Source organism: Povalibacter sp. (assembly GCF_036520495.1).
In the GTDB taxonomy this organism is placed as follows: domain Bacteria; phylum Pseudomonadota; class Gammaproteobacteria; order Steroidobacterales; family Steroidobacteraceae; genus Steroidobacter.
This window is the reverse complement of record NZ_DATDJO010000057.1, coordinates 68,240-85,000: the sequence shown is the minus strand read 5'-3', so window position 1 is coordinate 85,000 and position 16,761 is coordinate 68,240. Positions and strand designations below refer to the sequence as shown.

Annotated in this window: 18 protein-coding genes; 14 read left to right on the top strand and 4 right to left on the bottom strand. The window is 62.2% G+C overall.

Annotation, left to right across the window (positions count from 1 at the left end; translation table 11 throughout):
* The first annotated feature begins 9 nt into the window (after positions 1 to 9).
* From VIZ63_RS19650 to VIZ63_RS19595, 12 genes are all read left to right on the top strand, one after another.
* Positions 10 to 1,038, top strand: coding sequence for a uroporphyrinogen decarboxylase family protein (locus VIZ63_RS19650; protein WP_331611444.1), 1,029 nt, complete (start codon positions 10 to 12; stop codon positions 1,036 to 1,038).
* 51 nt (positions 1,039 to 1,089) lie between these two features.
* The gene (locus tag VIZ63_RS19645; protein WP_331611443.1) at positions 1,090 to 3,282 is read left to right on the top strand and encodes a TonB-dependent receptor; all 2,193 of its coding nucleotides are present in this window, start codon (positions 1,090 to 1,092) and stop codon (positions 3,280 to 3,282) included.
* A 13-nt stretch (positions 3,283 to 3,295) separates the two neighbouring features.
* Entirely contained in the window at positions 3,296 to 3,832 is a 537-nt protein-coding gene (locus tag VIZ63_RS19640) for a VOC family protein (protein ID WP_331611442.1), read from the top strand.
* 10 nt (positions 3,833 to 3,842) lie between these two features.
* Positions 3,843 to 4,994 carry a cobalamin-independent methionine synthase II family protein gene (locus VIZ63_RS19635; RefSeq protein WP_331611441.1) on the top strand — a complete coding sequence of 384 codons (1,152 nt, stop codon included), beginning with the start codon at positions 3,843 to 3,845 and terminating at the stop codon, positions 4,992 to 4,994.
* A gap of 16 nt (positions 4,995 to 5,010) precedes the next feature.
* Positions 5,011 to 5,820, top strand: a complete 810-nt coding sequence (locus VIZ63_RS19630) for an alpha/beta hydrolase (RefSeq protein ID WP_331611440.1) — start codon at positions 5,011 to 5,013, stop codon at positions 5,818 to 5,820.
* 18 nt (positions 5,821 to 5,838) lie between these two features.
* Positions 5,839 to 6,399: an NAD(P)H-dependent oxidoreductase gene (locus tag VIZ63_RS19625; protein ID WP_331611438.1), complete on the top strand. Its 561-nt coding sequence runs from the start codon at positions 5,839 to 5,841 to the stop codon at positions 6,397 to 6,399.
* A 246-nt stretch (positions 6,400 to 6,645) separates the two neighbouring features.
* On the top strand, positions 6,646 to 7,185 hold the full coding sequence (locus tag VIZ63_RS19620; protein WP_331611437.1) for a DsbA family protein: 540 nt from the start codon (positions 6,646 to 6,648) through the stop codon (positions 7,183 to 7,185).
* A gap of 18 nt (positions 7,186 to 7,203) precedes the next feature.
* Positions 7,204 to 8,931, top strand: a complete 1,728-nt coding sequence (locus VIZ63_RS19615) for an FAD-dependent oxidoreductase (protein ID WP_331611436.1) — start codon at positions 7,204 to 7,206, stop codon at positions 8,929 to 8,931.
* Positions 8,928 to 9,533, top strand: coding sequence for a sulfite oxidase-like oxidoreductase (locus VIZ63_RS19610; protein WP_331611435.1), 606 nt, complete (start codon positions 8,928 to 8,930; stop codon positions 9,531 to 9,533). The genes VIZ63_RS19615 and VIZ63_RS19610 overlap by 4 nt, the downstream gene beginning before the upstream one ends.
* Before the next feature lie 26 nt (positions 9,534 to 9,559).
* On the top strand, positions 9,560 to 10,285 hold the full coding sequence (locus VIZ63_RS19605; RefSeq protein WP_331611434.1) for an FAD-binding oxidoreductase: 726 nt from the start codon (positions 9,560 to 9,562) through the stop codon (positions 10,283 to 10,285).
* 86 nt (positions 10,286 to 10,371) lie between these two features.
* Positions 10,372 to 11,652 (top strand): acetyl-CoA C-acyltransferase, encoded by a 1,281-nt coding sequence (locus VIZ63_RS19600; RefSeq protein ID WP_414703819.1) that lies wholly within the window; start codon positions 10,372 to 10,374, stop codon positions 11,650 to 11,652.
* 53 nt (positions 11,653 to 11,705) lie between these two features.
* The gene (locus tag VIZ63_RS19595) at positions 11,706 to 12,623 is read left to right on the top strand and encodes a rhodanese-like domain-containing protein (RefSeq protein ID WP_331611432.1); all 918 of its coding nucleotides are present in this window, start codon (positions 11,706 to 11,708) and stop codon (positions 12,621 to 12,623) included.
* Positions 12,624 to 12,799: 176 nt separating this feature from the next.
* Here VIZ63_RS19595 and VIZ63_RS19590 read toward each other — a convergent pair whose 3' ends face one another.
* Positions 12,800 to 13,636 carry an AraC family transcriptional regulator gene (locus VIZ63_RS19590; RefSeq protein ID WP_331611431.1) on the bottom strand — a complete coding sequence of 279 codons (837 nt, stop codon included), beginning with the start codon at positions 13,634 to 13,636 and terminating at the stop codon, positions 12,800 to 12,802.
* A gap of 356 nt (positions 13,637 to 13,992) precedes the next feature.
* Here VIZ63_RS19590 and VIZ63_RS19585 point away from each other — a divergent pair, with 356 nt between their 5' ends.
* Complete coding sequence (locus VIZ63_RS19585; protein ID WP_331611430.1) at positions 13,993 to 14,847, top strand: ABC transporter substrate-binding protein; 855 nt, start codon at positions 13,993 to 13,995, stop codon at positions 14,845 to 14,847.
* Positions 14,848 to 14,853: 6 nt separating this feature from the next.
* Here the strand turns inward: VIZ63_RS19585 and VIZ63_RS19580 are convergent, their stop codons facing one another.
* The 3 genes from VIZ63_RS19580 to modA all read right to left on the bottom strand — a co-directional run bounded on the left by VIZ63_RS19580 (position 14,854) and on the right by modA (position 16,246).
* Positions 14,854 to 15,117, bottom strand: a complete 264-nt coding sequence (locus VIZ63_RS19580) for a type II toxin-antitoxin system RelE/ParE family toxin (RefSeq protein ID WP_331611429.1) — start codon at positions 15,115 to 15,117, stop codon at positions 14,854 to 14,856.
* On the bottom strand, positions 15,104 to 15,340 hold the full coding sequence (locus tag VIZ63_RS19575) for a hypothetical protein (protein ID WP_331611428.1): 237 nt from the start codon (positions 15,338 to 15,340) through the stop codon (positions 15,104 to 15,106). The genes VIZ63_RS19580 and VIZ63_RS19575 overlap by 14 nt, the downstream gene beginning before the upstream one ends.
* A gap of 114 nt (positions 15,341 to 15,454) precedes the next feature.
* Complete coding sequence (gene modA / locus VIZ63_RS19570; protein WP_331611427.1) at positions 15,455 to 16,246, bottom strand: molybdate ABC transporter substrate-binding protein; 792 nt, start codon at positions 16,244 to 16,246, stop codon at positions 15,455 to 15,457.
* A 137-nt stretch (positions 16,247 to 16,383) separates the two neighbouring features.
* Here modA and VIZ63_RS19565 point away from each other — a divergent pair, with 137 nt between their 5' ends.
* On the top strand, positions 16,384 to 16,761 hold the full coding sequence (locus VIZ63_RS19565) for a hypothetical protein (protein ID WP_331611426.1): 378 nt from the start codon (positions 16,384 to 16,386) through the stop codon (positions 16,759 to 16,761).

The following is a 16,761-nucleotide window of genomic DNA, read 5'->3' as shown; positions in this document are numbered from 1 at the left end:
AGGAGCACGATGCTGTTTCCAACGACGCTCGTCGGCAGCTATCCGCAACCGGACTGGCTGATCGATCGCGAGAAACTGGCGGGACGGTTTCCGCCGCGCGTGCGTGCGCGCGAACTGTGGCGGATACCGGAAGCCTGGCTGCCGCAGGCGCAGAACGATGCCACCGTTCTGGCGATCAAGGCGCAGGAGGATGCCGGCCTCGACATCGTCACTGACGGGGAAATCCGGCGCGAGAGTTATTCGAATCGCTTTGCCACCGCGCTCGACGGTGTCGATCTCGACAATCCGGGCAGTGCGCTCGATCGCAGCGGTCATCCGAATCCGGTGCCGCGTGTCGTCGGTGCCATCCGGCGCCGGCATGCGGTGCAGGTCGAAGACCTGCTGTTCCTCAAGCGCAATACCCGCAAGCGCGTGAAGGTCACTGTGCCGGGTCCTTTCACGATGGCACAGCAGGCGCAGATCGATTTCTACGGCGGCAGCCGCGAACTGGCGTCTCTGGATTACGCGGCTGCGGTCAACGAGGAAATCATCGATCTGTTCGCTCATGGCGCCGATGTCGTGCAGATCGATGAGCCGTACATGCAGGCGCGGCCGGAAGAAGCGCGCGCCTACGGTCTCAAGGCGCTGAATCGCGCATTGCGTGGCGTGACCGGGACGACTGCCGTGCATATCTGCTTCGGCTACGCCGCCATCATTCATGCACGGCCCGCCGGCTATTCATTCCTGCCGGAACTCGCACAGTGCAGTTGCGCGCAGGTGTCGATCGAGACCGCGCAGTCGAATCTGGATTGTTCGGTACTGCAAGGCCTGCGGGGCAAGAAGATCCTGCTGGGAGTCATCGATCTTTCCGACATGCAACCGGAGACACCGGAGCAGGTGGCCGCCCGCATTCGTCGTGCGCTGCCCTACGTCGATCCGCAGGACATCGTCGTCGCGCCCGATTGCGGCATGAAATACCTGCCGCGCGATGTGGCGGACGCGAAGTTACGGGCAATGGTCGATGGCGCACGAATCGTTCGTGCTGAACTCGAGGGGTAGACGGTCGAGGCGGATTTCACTCACGAAGAATGTCCATCAGGGGGATGATTCATGAGAACGAAGAACAGGCAGTACTTGCTGGCCGGCGCAACCGCGTTGTGGGGTGTCACGAGCATGCAAGCGATCGCGCAGGAGCCCGCGGGTATGCGGGGACTGGAGGAAGTCATCGTCACGGCGCGCAAGCGCGACGAGTCATCGCTCGATGTACCCGTCGCCGTGAACGTATTCACCGCGGCGGACATTCAGGCGGCAGGCATCGAACGGCCGCAGGATTTCATCGATCTCACGCCGAACATGACGCTGGTGCAGACCCAGAATCAGGGCACGTCGTTCGTGACCGTACGCGGCATCTCCCAGGCGCGTAACAGCGAACCCTCTGTGGCTGTCGTCATCGACGGCGTCGCGATGGCGAATCCCTCGCAGTTCAATCAGGAACTCGTCGACATCGAAAGCATTCAGGTGCTGAAAGGGCCGCAGGGTGGACTCTACGGCCGCAATGCCATCGGTGGCGCCATCCTGATCAACAGCAAGCAGCCCACGGACAAGTTCGAGGGCAGGGTATCCGCAGGCTACGACTCAGGTCCCGGTTACAAGGTCGGCGCGACATTCAGCGGGCCGATCAGTGAGACACTCAAATACCGGGTGACGGCGTCCTACCTGGATACCGACGGCTACACCGACAATTCGTTTCTCGGCGAAGAAGCCGATCCTTACAAGGACCTGTCGGCGCGCGCCCTGGTGCTGTGGGAACCGAACGACGACTTCAGGGCCGATCTGCGTTTCTACATGTCGGATGTGAGCACCCAGGCGCTCTACTTCAACATCACCGAAAGCGTGAACGACACGAGTCTGCCGGTGCGCGTGAACAATCGGGGCGTCGACGACCGCGACATGTATGGCGTATCGCTGAAGCTGGATTTTGACACTGCGATGGGCACGCTGACGTCGGTGACGGCTTACGACAAGCTGGAGGAAATGCTCACCGGCGATCAGTTCAACTTCCTGCCGATCCCGGAGTCGGTGCTGTTCCAGTTCTTCGGCTCCGATCAGGCGCAGCATCAGTTCCTCGATGTCGAAGCGGTCAGCCAGGAACTGCGACTGACCTCGCCGGCAGACAATCGCCTGCGCTGGATCGTGGGTGCGTATGCGATCGCGACTGATCGCTTCATCTCCACCGGCAATGTCTTCGATCTCGGTACCGGCGTGATTCCGGAAGTGCGTCGCACGCCGCTGCCGCTGTTCAATCCCCAGTTCACCTTCCTCGCCGATTCGCAGGACAACTTCGCCTGGGCCGTGTTCGGTGAACTGAGCTTCGATCTGAGCGACAGGATCGAAGCCTCGCTGGCATTGCGCTACGACGAGGATGAACGCGAGAACACCACCGAGACACCGCCCGAGTTCCTGCCAACCGAAAGCGGATTCACGGGGGAGGTTCGCAAGCACACCTGGGACGAGCTGCAGCCGAAAGTTACGTTGCGTTACAAGCCATCCGACGAGTCGACGTTCTATATCGGCTACAGTCGCGGCTTCCGCAGCGGCGGCTTCAACCAGACCGGTGTGGGTGCCGCCAACATCGCCGGCATCGACGACCTGTTCGACAAGGAAACCGCCGATACCTACGAGGCAGGCTGGAAGACGGAGCTGCTCGATCGGCGCCTCAAGGCGAATCTGAGCGTGTACTACACCAAGGCCAACGGCTCGTACTTCTTCGTCTTCGATCCGAATACGAGTACGCAGAACCTCGGCAATCTCGGCGATGTCGACTACAAGGGTGCGGAGCTGGAGCTGCAGGCCCGGATCGGTGACGGCTTCGATGCCTACCTGGGCGTCGGCTACACCGATAGCGAGATCAAGCAGTCGGATCGCGACCCGACCGATGTGGGCAAGCAGGCGCCGCTGGTGTCGGAATACAGTGTCAACGTCGGCTTGCAGTATCGGCGTAACTTGTCCGCGTTCGACAATGGCAGCTTCTTCGTGCGGGCGGATTACGACCTGACCGGACCGACCTGGTTCTACCCGGACAATTTCACCGAGCGTGACAAAGTGAGCCTCGTCAACCTGCGTGCGGGGATCGATACGGGGTCGTGGTCGTTCACGGCCTGGGCGAAGAATCTGACCGACGAGGAATACAACGCCGAGTGGTCGCCCGGTCCGCAGTTTTTCCCGAACCCTGGCTACACCAATAATTTCGTGTTCAAGGCTCTGCCGCGCCGTTGGGGTGTGGACGTGAGTTACCGTTTCTGAGGAGGAGTTACCCATGGCAACCGCACACAAGCTGCCGTCCCGGCTGCACCACACCGCGTACGTTTCGAAGAATCTGGAAGCGACCCGTCAGTTCTACGAGGATGTCATCGGACTACCGTTGATGGCGACGTGGTGCGAGTCGGATGAGTTGTTCGGTGCCGAACGTACCTACTGTCATCTGTTCTTCGGTCTCGGCGATGGTGGTGCACTCGCGTTCTTCCAGTTCGCGCGACCGGAGGATCAGGCCTTGTTCGGACCGCCGGTGCCGCCGTCGCCGTTTCGTCACATCGCGCTCAAGGTGGATGAGGAAGTGCAGGGGCAGATCGAAGAGCGACTGCGCAAGTCCGGCTTCACCGAGCCCCAGATGTATGTGCTGGAACACGGCTATTGTCGTTCCCTCTATGCCGTCGATCCCGATGGCATGATCGTCGAGTTCACGGTCGATCATCCGGATGTGGAGAAGATCAACGCCACCCGTCGGGCCGACGCGCATGCCGAGCTCAAGCGCTGGCTCGCCGGTGATCTGCGCTCGAACAACATGTTCCGCTGAAGGATCGCGCATGAAAGCCAGCACCGAACGGATTCTCGTCACTCATGTGGGTAGCCTGCCGCGTTCGCAGGACGTCGTGGACGTGCTGTTTGCGCGCGATCGGCACACTCCGCATGACGAGGCTGCGGCAGCACGGACGATTGCCGCCGCGGTCGCTGAGGCGGTACACAAGCAGGCGGAAGCCGGCGTCGATGTGGCCAGCGATGGCGAGATGAGCAAGATCAGCTACGCGACGTACATCAAGGATCGCCTGTCGGGTTTCGATGGCGATTCGCCGCGCCAGCCGGGACAGGACCTCGTGGACTTTCCGCGCATCCTGCAGCGCCTGGCGCAGACCGGTGCGACGGCTCAGTACACCCGCCCGCGATGCGTGGGTGAGATTCGTGTCCGCAACCTTGGGCCGGCTGAAACCGACATTGCGAACATGACGAGGGCCCTCGACGCGGCAAAGCCGGTCGAGGGATTCCTGAATGCCGCATCGCCCGGTGTGATCGCGCTGTTCCAGCCGAATGATTTCTATCCGACTCAGGATGATTATCTGAATGCCGTTGCCGAAGCGATGCGCGCCGAGTACGAGGCCATCACCCGCGCCGGCCTGCTGGTACAGATCGATGCGCCCGATCTTGCGATGGGTCGGCATACGATGTATCGCGATCGCAGCGTCGATGAGTTCCTCAAACGCGCCGCGCTGCACATCGAAGTGCTGAATCACGCCTTGCGCAATGTTCCCGCCGAACGGGTGCGGATGCATGTGTGCTGGGGGAACTACGAGGGACCGCATCATCACGATGTGCCGCTCGCGCAGTTGCTGCCGATCGTCCTGAAAGCGAAGGCGCAGGGGCTGCTGTTCGAGGGGGCCAATCCGCGGCACGCCCATGAATGGGCGGTGTTCCGCGATCAGAAGATTCCCGATGACCGGATCATGATTCCCGGCGTCATCAGCTCGACCACGAACTACATCGAACATCCGGATCTGGTGGCGGAGCGGATCGAGCGGTATGCGGATCTGGTGGGCCGCGAAAGGGTCATCGCCGGAAGCGATTGCGGCTTCGGCACCTTCGCAGGCTTTGGCCCGGTCGATCCGGATGTGGTCTGGCTCAAGTTGCGGTCGTTGTCGGAAGGCGCGCGACTGGCATCGCAGCGCCTGTGGAACAGGCGTTGAATCAGGCATCGCGGCCGTGCACGACTCTTTCTTTCGCCACGCCGGTGCGCGTCTGCGTTTTCGCGTCGAAGGTCATGGTCCAGCGCTGCTGTTGCTGCATGGCTGGGCCCTCGACCTCGACATGTGGCAACCACAGTTTGCGGGCTTGAGCGATCATTGTCGTCTGATCGCATTCGACCGGCGTGGCTTCGGTCTGTCCTCCGGCGAGCCTGATCTCGCGCAGGACGTCGAGGATGCTCGCGCGCTGCTGGATGAACTCCACGTCAGCTGCGCCACAGTAGTTGGTATGTCGCAGGGCGCACGCATCGCGCTCGCACTCGCCGGCACTCACCCGGGATACGTTGCGAATCTACTGCTGGATGGAGCGCCGGCGTTGCTGGCATTGAGTCGCGGGGTGCAGGAAGAAATTCCCATCGCGCAGTATCGGGCGCTCATTCGCGAACAAGGGATCGCTGCATTTCGTGAACAATGGCTGCTGCATCCGCTGATGCGTCTGCGAAATCCGGCGGCTGAGCAACTGCTTCACACCATTGTCGGCCGGTATCCGGCGCGCGATCTCGAACCGACAGCGGCGAAGCAGGCGGCGTTGTCGATCGATCTGGCACTGGTGACGCAACTGGTGTCGATCGTGAATGGCGAGTTCGATTCGCAGGCGCGCATCACAGCGGGCGACGAACTGGCGCATCTGCTGCCGCATACCTATAGAATGGCGTTGCCAGCCGCCGGCCACCTCGCGAATCTCGACAATCCGGCTGCCTACAATGAATTGTTGCTCGAGTGTGTCCGGTGTAACAATTCCGCTGGCTGTGCAGCCGTCGCGAAATAATCACCAGGAGATATGTGGATGACCAAGAAGAAAGTAGGCGTCATTGTCGGCAGTCTGCGCAGCGGCGCCTATACGCGGATGCTGTCACGTGCGCTGCCGGAACTTGCGCCGGAATTGCAGTTCAGCACGATCGAGATCGGTGATCTGCCGCATTACAACCAGGATCTGGAAACAGACAGTCCACCGTCGTCCTGGACCCGCTTTCGCCAACAGGTCATCGCATCGGATGCCATCCTGTTCATCACGCCGGAGTACAACCGAAGCATGCCGGGCGTTCTCAAGAACGCACTCGATGTCGGATCGCGACCATGGGGCAAGAGCGCATGGGCAGGCAAACCTGCCGCCGTCATCAGCATGTCGCCCGGCGCCCTGGGTGGTATGGCGGCGAACCATCACCTGCGACAGGTGCTGCTCGCCGTGAACCTGGCTGCGATGGCTCATCCGGAGGCCTACCTGCCGGCAGTGGCGGGTCTGTTCGACGAGAACGGTGCATTGCAGAACGCCGATACCCGCAAGTTCATGGGTGAATTTCTGCAGACCTTCGATGCCTGGATTGGCAAGGTGGTTTCAGCCGTGTAACCCTCGGTGATGATCTTTCGCGGACGCCTTGGCGACGCCCCGCGAACCCTCCCACCGTTGCTATTGCGTCGGTAATGCACGGCAGTCCTGCTGACATCGATATGCAATGTGTCGAAGCGCCGGGTGGTTTTCCGCACCAGAATGCAGCACTGCGTCGGCGGCGAGCGACCTTGCGGCGAATGCGGGTAAGCGCTATTACAGAACGCAGGTAGCATTGCCCCATCAACATCGACCCGGATCTTCGCCATGAGCCGTCATCCGTTCGAACTCAGCGCCCCCGTCACGGCTGTGGACCACCGGCTTGGTCCCGAACATGCGCCTGTGACGCTGGTCGAGTACGGGGATTTCGAATGTCCCAGCTGCAAGCAGGCGGCGCCGGCGGTCAAACTGCTGCTGGAGCGTTATCCCGAACGCGTGCAACTGATCTTCCGGCATTTCCCGCTCGAGGAAGTGCATCCGCATGCGCTGCACGCCGCCGAAGCGGCGGAGGCCGCGGGGGCACAGGGGAAATTCTGGGAAATGCACGATCTGCTGTTCGACAACCAGCGGCATCTGAAGCAACAGCAGCTGCACGGGTATGCAGAACGGCTGCAGCTCGACATGGCGCGCTACACCGCGGAAATGGACGATGAGATTTATCTGCAGCGCATTCGCGAACACCAGAAGAATGGTCATGACAGCGGCGTGCGCGGCACACCGGGCTTCTTCGTCAACGGCCGGATCCAGGACGTATCGTTCGGGATGAAAACGCTGTTCGACGCCGTCGACGCCTTACTGCGACGCTGAATTTTTCAGGGGCAGCTTATGAGCATTGCATCCGACATGAGCGCCGCCCGGCAGCTCTACGAGAGCCGTCGGCCCCAGATGTTCCCGAAGCTGTCGGCGGCGCAGATCGAACGGCTTGCAGTGTACGGCAAGCGCATCACCACCCGCGCCGGCGACGTCCTCATCGAGCCGGGCCAGCGCAACGTCGATCTCTTTGTCGTCCTCGAGGGGACACTGGACGCATCGCGTCCTGGAGCGGACGGGCAGATCACGACGCTTACCCCCGGTGAGTTCGCGGGCGAACTGAGCACACTGCGCGGCCTCAGCGGATTTGTTCGCATCAGTGTCATCGAGCCGGGGGAGGTTCTGCAGATCTCCGGCGACGATCTGCGCAACATCGTGCAGACCGATGCAGAGATCAGCGAGCTGTTCATGCGCGCCTTCATTCTGCGGCGCATGGGACTCATCGCCGGCGGCAGCGACGTGATGCTGATCGGCTCGCGGCATTCGGGCGATACGCTACGGCTGCGCGAATTCCTCACACGCAATAACTATCCGTTCACTGCTGTCGATCTCGAAAGCGATCCGGACGTCCAGGAACTGCTCGACCGGTTCCACGTGCGCGCGGACGAACTGCCGGTGGTGATCTGTCGCGGCGACAAGGTAATGCGCCGGCCGCGCAATCGCGAAATCGTCGAGTGCCTGGGGATGAATCCGCAGATCGATCTCGCGACGGTGCGCGATGTCATCGTGATCGGCGCGGGTCCGGCCGGACTGTCTGCTGCCGTGTATGCGGCCTCGGAAGGGCTCGATGTGCTGGTCGTGGAATCCATGGCACCTGGCGGACAGGCGGGTTCGAGTTCGCGCATCGAAAACTACCTGGGATTCCCCACCGGAATTTCCGGTCAGGCACTCGCGGGTCGCGCGCTGGTGCAGTCGCAGAAATTCGGGGCGTTCGTGCACGTTGCGTGGCAGGTCGTGAAACTGCATTGCGACCGCTGGCCCTACGGAATCGAGCTCTGTGACGGCCGCATCGTGCATGCACGCAGCGTCGTGGTCGCCTCCGGCGCACAGTACCGCAATCTGCCGCTCGACAATCTCCAGCGCTTCACCGGCCTCGGCGTCTACTACGCCGCCACCCACCTGGAAGCCAAGCTCTGCAAGGACGAGGACGTCATCATCGTCGGGGGCGGCAACTCGGCGGGACAGGCAGCCGTGTTTCTCGCAGGTTCCTGCCGTCACGTGCACATCGTCGTCCGGGCGGCTGGACTCGCCGAGAGCATGTCGCGCTACCTGATTCGCCGCATCGAAGAGAACCCGCACATCACACTGCACCCCCGTACCGAACTCACCGCGCTCGAAGGCGATGAACGACTGGAGCGCGTCAGCTGGTTCTGTCGCGAGACGGGCGAAGCGCTGACCGAGCCCGTTGGGCATGTGTTCCTGATGACGGGGGCGGTGCCGAATACGCAATGGCTGCAGCATTGCGTGCTCCTGGACGACAGGGGATTCGTGCGCACCGGTGCGGACCTGACGCATGACGAACTCGCCGGCAACCGGTGGTCGTTGCAGCGCGCGCCCTTTCTCTCCGAGACATCGCTGCCCGGTGTGTTTGCCGTGGGCGATGTGCGTTCGGGCAGCGTCAAACGCGTGGCATCGGCGGTGGGCGAAGGATCGATCTCCATTCAGTTCGTGCATCGCGTGCTGCCGGAACTGGAGGCGTTGCACACCCGGTCCGAACCGGCTGCCGTCGGGCAGGTGGCATGACGACGCGAGGCTTCAGTGGTCGCAGGCCGCCGCGCGATACGAGCGGTCGCGTGCCACCGGGTCAATCGGCAACCGATGGATTCCCGGTGTTGTCGGCGACGCCGACGCCTTACATCCCGATGGATCAATGGTCCTTCACGCTCAAGGTGGGACCGAAGCCCGTCATGACCTGGACGTGGGAGCAGTTCAACGCATTGCCGCAGACGCGGTTCACGCGCGACATTCACTGCGTTACCAAGTGGACCAAGCTCGCTACGGCCTGGGAGGGCGTGTCGATCGATGATCTGCTGGCGGCTGCAGGGCTTGCGCCGCCGACGCAGTACACGCTCGCTCACTCTTACGGCGGCTATTCCACGAACGTGCCGATCGAGGATCTGATCGACGGCAAGGCGTTGGTCGCGCTGCGATACGACGGCAAGCCCTTGCCGCCCGAACACGGCGGTCCGGCGCGACTGCTGGTTCCGCATCTGTATTTCTGGAAATCGGCGAAGTGGGTGAATGGCCTGCAGTTCACACGGCGCGATGAAGCGGGCTTCTGGGAGCTGCGCGGTTACCACATGTACGGGGATCCGTGGCGCGAACAGCGGTTTTCGGGAGACTGAAGACCAGAGTCAAAGATTCTCCACGTATGAAGCTGCTCTGGCAGAAGGCCACCATCACGGCGATCGTCCCGCGCACTGCGCGCGTGAAGAGCTTTTTCTTCAAGGTCCCGCAGCCGTCACCATTCGTTGCCGGCCAGCATGTCGATATCCGGCTTACCGCCGACGACGGGTATCAGGCGCAGCGCAGCTACTCGATCGCGTCGGCACCGGAATCGACCGGTGATCTCGAGCTGGTGATCGAGCGTCTCGACGATGGCGAGGTGTCGCCGTTCTTTCACGACATTGCTGCGGTCGGTGACGAGATCGAACTGCGTGGCCCGATTGGCGGCTATTTCGTCTGGAACGCGGCGCAGGGCGGGCCGATCATCCTGATCGGCGGCGGGTCGGGCATCGTGCCCCTGCTGAGCATGGTGCGGCATCGGGCAGCGCAACGATCCAGCGTGCCGGTCGCGCTGCTGGTGTCGGCTCGCACCTGGGACGACGTGATCCACCGCGATGAACTGCTGGCGCTGGCGCAGCGGCATGACGGCCTCCGCCTGATCCTGACGACCACGAGGGGACCGGCAATGCGCGAAGGCGATTATCAGCGTCGCATCGACGCGCCGATGATCACCGCCCTGCTGCAGGCGCTACCGGCGGCGCAGCAATGTTTCGTCTGCGGTTCCAATCCATTCGTCGAAGCCGCTGCGCAAAGCCTGATCGCCGCCGCGGTGAGTGCGGATGTGATCCGGACGGAAAGATATGGAGGATGAAATGAGCAGTGCACAGTTGATAGTGGATAGTTGACAGTGTCACTGCGGGATTTTCTCAACTATCAACTTTCCACTATCAACTATCAATTTCTATGACTTCCCATCCCCAGATCTGGCTCGCCGCCGGCGTACGTTCACCGTTCGCCAGGGTCGATGGCGCACTTGCCAAACTCGACGCCATCGCGCTGTCGACTCCCGTCGTCAGGCACATGATGGGGCAACTGAACGGCGCAGCGCCTCAGTTCGCCGTGTGGGGCGCGGTCGTGCCCAACCTCACCTGGAGCAACCTGGCGCGCGAAGTGATGATGGAGGCGGACGTGTCGCCGTCCGTCACCGCGTTCTCCACCATCATGGCCTGCTCGACCAGCATGATCGGCGTGATCGAAGCCGCGGGCATGCTTAATGACCGAAATCGCACCCTGGCGTTGGTCGGCGGTGTGGAAAGCATGAGCCGCGTGCAGCTCGGGCTGACGCAGCCGCTGTCGGACTGGCTGCGGCAGTTTCAGCGGGCGCGATCGCTGGGCCAGAAGGTGTCGCATCTGAGCGATCTGCGGCTCGGTGACATCGGTCTCTACATTCCGTCGGTCACCAATCGCGTGACCGGCAAGAGCATGGGCGAGCATACGGAGATCACGGCGAAGGAATGGCAGATCTCACGCGAGGAGCAGGATCGCCATGCGCTCGAGAGTCATCAGCGTGCGGTCGCTGGATGGGAGCGGGGATTCTTCGATGACCTCGTCATCCCGATCGGCGATGTACGACGTGACACGCTGCCGCGCAAGGAAACGTCGCTGGAGAAACTCGCCAGACTGCCGCCGGCCTTCGATCGCACCAGCGGCAAGGGCACCTTGTCCGCAGGGAATTCCTCGCCGCTCACCGATGGCGCCTCGAGCATCTGGGTGGCAACCGGGTCGGGGCTGGCGGCTCTTCCGGCGAGCGTGCCGCGCGCGAAACTGGTGGACTGGGAAATCGCGTCCATCGATTTTCGTCATGAAGGCCTGCTGATGGCGCCTGCCTTTGCGATTCCCAGACTGCTCGCACGACACGGCCTCACCTACGACGATATCCATCTGTGGGAGATTCACGAAGCCTTTGCGGCGCAGGTGCTGTTCCACATCAAGGCACTCGAGGACGCACAGTTCGTACGCGAGAAAGCGGGCGAGGAACCACGCTTCGGCCAGTTCCCGCGCGAACGCCTGAATCCCAACGGTGGCAGTGTTGCGCTCGGCCATCCCTTCGGCGCGACCGGCGCGCGGATACTGAGTCAGGCGGTGAAGGAACTGGCTGCGATGCCGGCAGGCAGTCGCGCCATCGTCAGCATTTGTGCAGACGGCGGGCAGGGCAGTGTCGCGTTGCTCGAGGTTTAGGCTGGGCTGCAAACGCTCAGGCGCCAGATCCACTGCTCGCATATTCTCTGTCGATGGAAGCGCTGATCCACATCATCCAGGTCTACGGTCTCTGGGTCGTCTTCTTCAGCGTGCTGCTGGATCAGGGTGGGCTGCCGACGCCGTCGTATGCGCCGATGATCCTCACCTCCGCGCTGGCCGTGGATGCGCAGCAGCCGCTGTGGCCGATCCTGCTCGTCGCGACCATCGCGGCGCTGCTGGCCGACATCGCCTGGTTTGCCGGCGGTCGCCGCATCGGTGCGCAGTTGCTGCGGCTCATGTGTCGTATTTCGCTGTCACCGGATTCCTGCGTTGGCACGACGCGGCGGATCTATGAGAAGTGGGGTGCGCCATCGCTCATCCTGGCGAAGTACATCCCTGGATTCGCCGCAGTGGCGACGACGTTGGCCGGGCAGGCCGGCACCCGCTGGCCACGCTTCCTCATTTACGATGGCATCGGCGCGCTCCTGTGGGCCTGCGGCGCCATTGTCCTAGGTGCAGTATTTCACGAAGCGGTCGGCGCACTGTTGCAGACGCTCGAAGACCTCGGGCACGTCGCGCTGCTGATACTGGTGCTCGCGGTCATGCTGTTCGTGGCCTGGAAGTGGTGGCAGCGACATCAGTTCCTGGCGCAGATTCGCATGGCGCGTATCTCCACGGATGAACTGCGTATGCTGTTGAGCGAGATGCCGACGACCGTGGTGCTGGACGCGCGCTCGGCAGCGAGCCGCCAGCAGACGGGCTGGATTCCCGGCAGCATCCACGTTCGGGACCTGTCCGAGCTGCGCGCCAATCCCGGCAATGAAATCGTCGTCTATTGCGATTGTCCCAACGACGCGTCCGCCGCAACGGTCGCGAAGGCACTCAAGGCTCGCGGTTTCAAACGCGTCCGTCCGCTTTCCGGAGGTCTGGACGCCTGGCGTGCGAGCGGATTGCCGGTCGATGTCGTCTGAGGCAGGGAAGCTCACGGAACTCGGAGGAATATCTCCACGGGGGTCACGGGGAACACGGGGTTCGGAGGTGGCAGGGCGAGACAGAGACAGTTGACTGTCTGTGAGGGGCTTACGTCTTAGCCCCGTGTCCCCGTGACCCCCGTGAAGATCCTTCTTCCGGCTCCGGCCTGTCGCGACTATTGTTCCAGCGGCACCCACAGCTCCAGCCCGCCATTGCCTGACTGCGGATCGAACGTTTCCGGATAGCGCTCAAAGAATGGCGCATCGGCGCAGTGGTGTCCGGACTGCGGCAGCCAGGAATTCCAGATGGCGTTCCAGGTATTGCGGATGGTCGAAATGTGTTCGGTGTGTGTGAACACGGCATAGCGGCGTTCGGGAATGCGCAGTGTCGTGAACCCCGGTGGCAATCCGGTGAATTCCCGGACCTCGACGGCGCAGAGATAGTCCATGTTGCCCGCTTCGTCGGTGTTGTAGACCACACCGTAGGCGACGTTGCCGACCTGTACCGATATGTGTCCGATGTACGCACCGAAGCGTTGCCAGAGGCCGGGGATCCCACCGCCGGAGGTTACGCAGTCGAAGTGCTGGTGCAGACCCGCGACCAGCAACAGCTTGCCGTCGACGAATCGTGGCGGCTCGAGTTCGACAGTTGTCATGGCATTCATGGTGAGCTGCTCCGTGATCGGGAGGTTGTCGATGTGGCGCTGGTTGCGAACTTCCTCCGGCGTCATGCCGAACTGTTCGCGAAACGCGCGGGTGAAAGCTTCGTGGGATCCGTAGCCCACCGACAGCGCCACCGTAAGGATGTCGGCGGCCCCGCCGGCGAGCTGGCCGGCGGCCTGTGTCAGACGGCGTCCGCGCACGTACTGCATGATCGATTGGCCTGTCGCTGCGCCGAAGGCCCGTAGCAAATGGAAGCGCGAGACGCCGGCACAGTCCGCGATGTCCTCGAGCGTGATGTCCTGCTCGTAGTGACTGTCGATGTACCACAGGGCCTTGGCGATCGGGTTCATGCGGCAGGGAGTCGTTGCAGTCGGTGGTTTCAGACAATGAGCGGTCAGTTCCGGCCAATCGCCGGTCAACGATGGACTGTGCGGCTTGCATGGATGCTTATATATCCCCCGACCGACGCGTATCGTTTGATCGAAATTGCTCCGAACTCCGTCCAAAAAAGTTTTCCGGCGGTGTGTCAAAAATTCCCTCCTTCGTTCGTCCTTGGCATAGGCGACACCGTCCGGCGTTTTGTGCTGGATGAAGCTGGTGGTGTCCGATCGCGCGCTGTGCGGGTTGAACTTCGTATCGATCGAGGTGGTCTGTCCTTGTTCTGGTATGAGTCTCGAGCTGCGAAATTCGGGCTACTCCTATGACTATGACTACACATTGTTCACGCATCGTCTGTCTGAGCACGGAGACCGCCGAAACGTTGTGTCTCCTCGGCGAGGGCCATCGCATCGTCGGCTTCTGCGGGTCTGCCGATCGCCTGCCGGAAGCGCAGCACAAAAAGCCACGCGTTTCCATTCATGGCGTCTCGCGCATCGATCGCATCTGTGCGCTCGAGCCGGAGCTGGTGCTGGGCTTCGGCGAAGCACACGGTGAAACATTGAGCGGCCTGGCCCAGCGCGGCGTAGCCGTGCATCTGTTCAACCAGGGATCGGTGCGCGGAATCCTCGACATGATCCGTGTCGTCGGCGCGATGGTGGGCCGGGAAGAAACGGCGGCGCATTTTGCCGGCTCGCTGGAATGGCGCGTCGAAGCGATCCGTAACCGCTCGGCCCATGAACGGCGTCCCGTCATCTACTTCGAGGAATGGGATCAGCCGTCGATCACCGCCAGCAGCTGGGTGTCGGAGCTGATTGCGATTGCCGGTGGCGTCGATTGCTTCGCGGACCTCTCGCGATACAGCCGCCCTGAAGGCCGTGTCATCGACGATCCCGACGAAGTGGTCCGCCGCGCGCCCGATATCATCATTGGCTCGTGGATCGGCAAGGCCCTGCATCGTGAAGTCATCGAGCAGCGCAGCGGCTGGGGAATGATTCCCGCGGTGCGCGATGGTGAGGTCCACGAAGTGCCAGCGTCATCGATCCTGCAGCCGGGACCGGCGGCCCTCACGGACGGTCTCGACGCATTGCATCGCATCGTCGAGCTGTGGCGCGAACGTCGGACCCGCATATTCCACACGCCGCTGGGGCCCGAGTCTGTGGAGGCGGCAGAGCACGTCGCCTGACTGGAATCACATATCCCGATAAATCTCCCGTCGATGCCCGATCTTGACAATCAGCACGATGAGTCTTCGATCTTCTATCTCATAGATGATGCGATAAGCACCCTGGCGGACACGGTAACGCTCCAGACCGGATAGCTTTTCACAACCGGAAGGCCTTGGATCATCGGCCAGCGTCCTGATGCGCTGCATGATTCGTTTCAGGTCCTTCGTCGGAAATTCCCGGAGATCCTTCGCGACGGATTTGCGGAACACGAGTTCATAGCTTGCCATGCGCCTTCAAATCCTTGAGAAGCGCTTCATAGGAAATTACAGGTTCGGCAACACGATCTTCAAAAGCCGAGAGGTCCTCTTCGTCCTCGCGCAATGCGGATCGCACTGCGTCGTTGACGATGTCTGATACGGATCGATGAGAATGCGCTGCTTTCAACCGGATCGCCTGATGCAGCGCCGGTTCAAAATAAATCGTGGCGCGTTTTGAAGTTTCGTCAGTCATTTGCTGTTCCTCGGTACGCCGTATCGTAAGCGATGAATCGCTATAACGTCAAAGCGTCTAAACGCCGGTCGCCCTGGATGAAGGTGCTCCGCGAGGCGATCGTCCGGGTTGCGATCAGGGTCGGACACTGCCAGGAAGAAACTGGAACCCGGCCCGTTCGAACGTGCCGCGCGCTGCCGCAGAGAAAAGAAAATCGACGAATGCCTTGCCTTGCGGTGATGCCGTCGCGGTGGCTGCAGCCGGATAGGTGATCGGAGCGTGCGACGATTCCGGAAACAGATCGACGAGGCGGACCTTCGGGTCGGCTTGGGCATCGGTCTGATAGACGATGCCGAACGGCACTTCGCCCCGGGCGACGAAGGCGAGTGCGGCCCGAACGTTCTCTGCGCGTACCAGTCGTGGCTCGATTTCCTTCCAGACCCCGAGCGTCGACAACGCCGCCTTGGCGTACTTGCCCACGGGAACGGAATCCGGATCGCCCGTAGCCAGGCGACGGTTGCGACCGAGAGCCGTGCGCAGCGCGAAGCCGGGTGCGATCTTCAACACGCCCTTGCTGTCCGCGGGCGCCACCAGCGCGAGCCGGTTCGCGACCACATCGCGACGTGAGCTGTTGTCGATGAGTTTGCGACCGGCGAGATAGTCCATCCATTCCTGATCGGCCGACATGAACACATCGACGCCGGCGCCGGATTCGATCTGCTTGGCGAGCGCAGAACTCGCGGCAAACGAGAACTTGACCGGCACACCGCTGGATTTCGTATAGGCGGCGCCGATCTCCTGCAGCACATCCGACAGGGATGCAGCGGCGAAGACGGTCAGTGCCGGCTTTTGAGGGGGGGCCGCGCCGGCGCTGACACCGGATAGCAACAACAGTGTTGCCAGTGCGCCCGTGAAGTATCGCCGCATGAAAAGCCTCTCCCGTATCGCCATGCACGATTGTGTATAGGGTCCCGGCACGTAAAGCCAGAGCCGGTTCACGTTAATAATGAATGGAGTGGCTGCATGGCCTCCCGCGGGACCTGCGGCTTTGCCATACTCGCGCCATGCGTCGGGTGTCTCGCCACTGGTTCTGGCTGGTACTGATTGCGTTCCTCGTGACGCGACTGGCCGACGTGCATCTGCATTTCTGCCTCGACGGCCAGGAACCCGCGTCGGCCGTGCACCTGACGAACGACGCCGTTCACAACGATGAGCACCACGCCGAGACCGATCATTCCGACCGCGATGTGAACGTGTTCGATGTGGTGTTGGTGAAGAAACTCGCCGATCCCACCGACGCGCTGCTTCTGGCCCTGGTAGCGACACTGCTCCTGTTGCTGTTGCCGCCTCGCCGCGAGCGTCCGCTGCGCAGGCCGACGGCTTCGCCGGTGCTGCGCTCCCTGTTGTTGTTGAAGCCGCCGCTGCGCGGCCCGCCCCGCTAA

Bases quoted from the DNA above. Each gene is read 5' to 3' on its own strand.
- VIZ63_RS19650 (WP_331611444.1), top strand. From the start codon at position 10: ATGCTGTTTCCAACGACGCTCGTCGGCAGCTATCCGCAACCGGACTGG.
- VIZ63_RS19645 (WP_331611443.1), top strand. From the start codon at position 1,090: ATGAGAACGAAGAACAGGCAGTACTTGCTGGCCGGCGCAACCGCGTTG.
- VIZ63_RS19640 (WP_331611442.1), top strand. From the start codon at position 3,296: ATGGCAACCGCACACAAGCTGCCGTCCCGGCTGCACCACACCGCGTAC.
- VIZ63_RS19635 (WP_331611441.1), top strand. From the start codon at position 3,843: ATGAAAGCCAGCACCGAACGGATTCTCGTCACTCATGTGGGTAGCCTG.
- VIZ63_RS19625 (WP_331611438.1), top strand. From the start codon at position 5,839: ATGACCAAGAAGAAAGTAGGCGTCATTGTCGGCAGTCTGCGCAGCGGC.
- VIZ63_RS19620 (WP_331611437.1), top strand. From the start codon at position 6,646: ATGAGCCGTCATCCGTTCGAACTCAGCGCCCCCGTCACGGCTGTGGAC.
- VIZ63_RS19615 (WP_331611436.1), top strand. From the start codon at position 7,204: ATGAGCATTGCATCCGACATGAGCGCCGCCCGGCAGCTCTACGAGAGC.
- VIZ63_RS19610 (WP_331611435.1), top strand. From the start codon at position 8,928: ATGACGACGCGAGGCTTCAGTGGTCGCAGGCCGCCGCGCGATACGAGC.
- VIZ63_RS19605 (WP_331611434.1), top strand. From the start codon at position 9,560: ATGAAGCTGCTCTGGCAGAAGGCCACCATCACGGCGATCGTCCCGCGC.
- VIZ63_RS19595 (WP_331611432.1), top strand. From the start codon at position 11,706: ATGGAAGCGCTGATCCACATCATCCAGGTCTACGGTCTCTGGGTCGTC.
- VIZ63_RS19590 (WP_331611431.1), bottom strand. From the start codon at position 13,636: ATGAACCCGATCGCCAAGGCCCTGTGGTACATCGACAGTCACTACGAG.
- VIZ63_RS19585 (WP_331611430.1), top strand. From the start codon at position 13,993: ATGACTACACATTGTTCACGCATCGTCTGTCTGAGCACGGAGACCGCC.
- VIZ63_RS19580 (WP_331611429.1), bottom strand. From the start codon at position 15,117: ATGGCAAGCTATGAACTCGTGTTCCGCAAATCCGTCGCGAAGGATCTC.
- VIZ63_RS19575 (WP_331611428.1), bottom strand. From the start codon at position 15,340: ATGACTGACGAAACTTCAAAACGCGCCACGATTTATTTTGAACCGGCG.
- modA (WP_331611427.1), bottom strand. From the start codon at position 16,246: ATGCGGCGATACTTCACGGGCGCACTGGCAACACTGTTGTTGCTATCC.
- VIZ63_RS19565 (WP_331611426.1), top strand. From the start codon at position 16,384: ATGCGTCGGGTGTCTCGCCACTGGTTCTGGCTGGTACTGATTGCGTTC.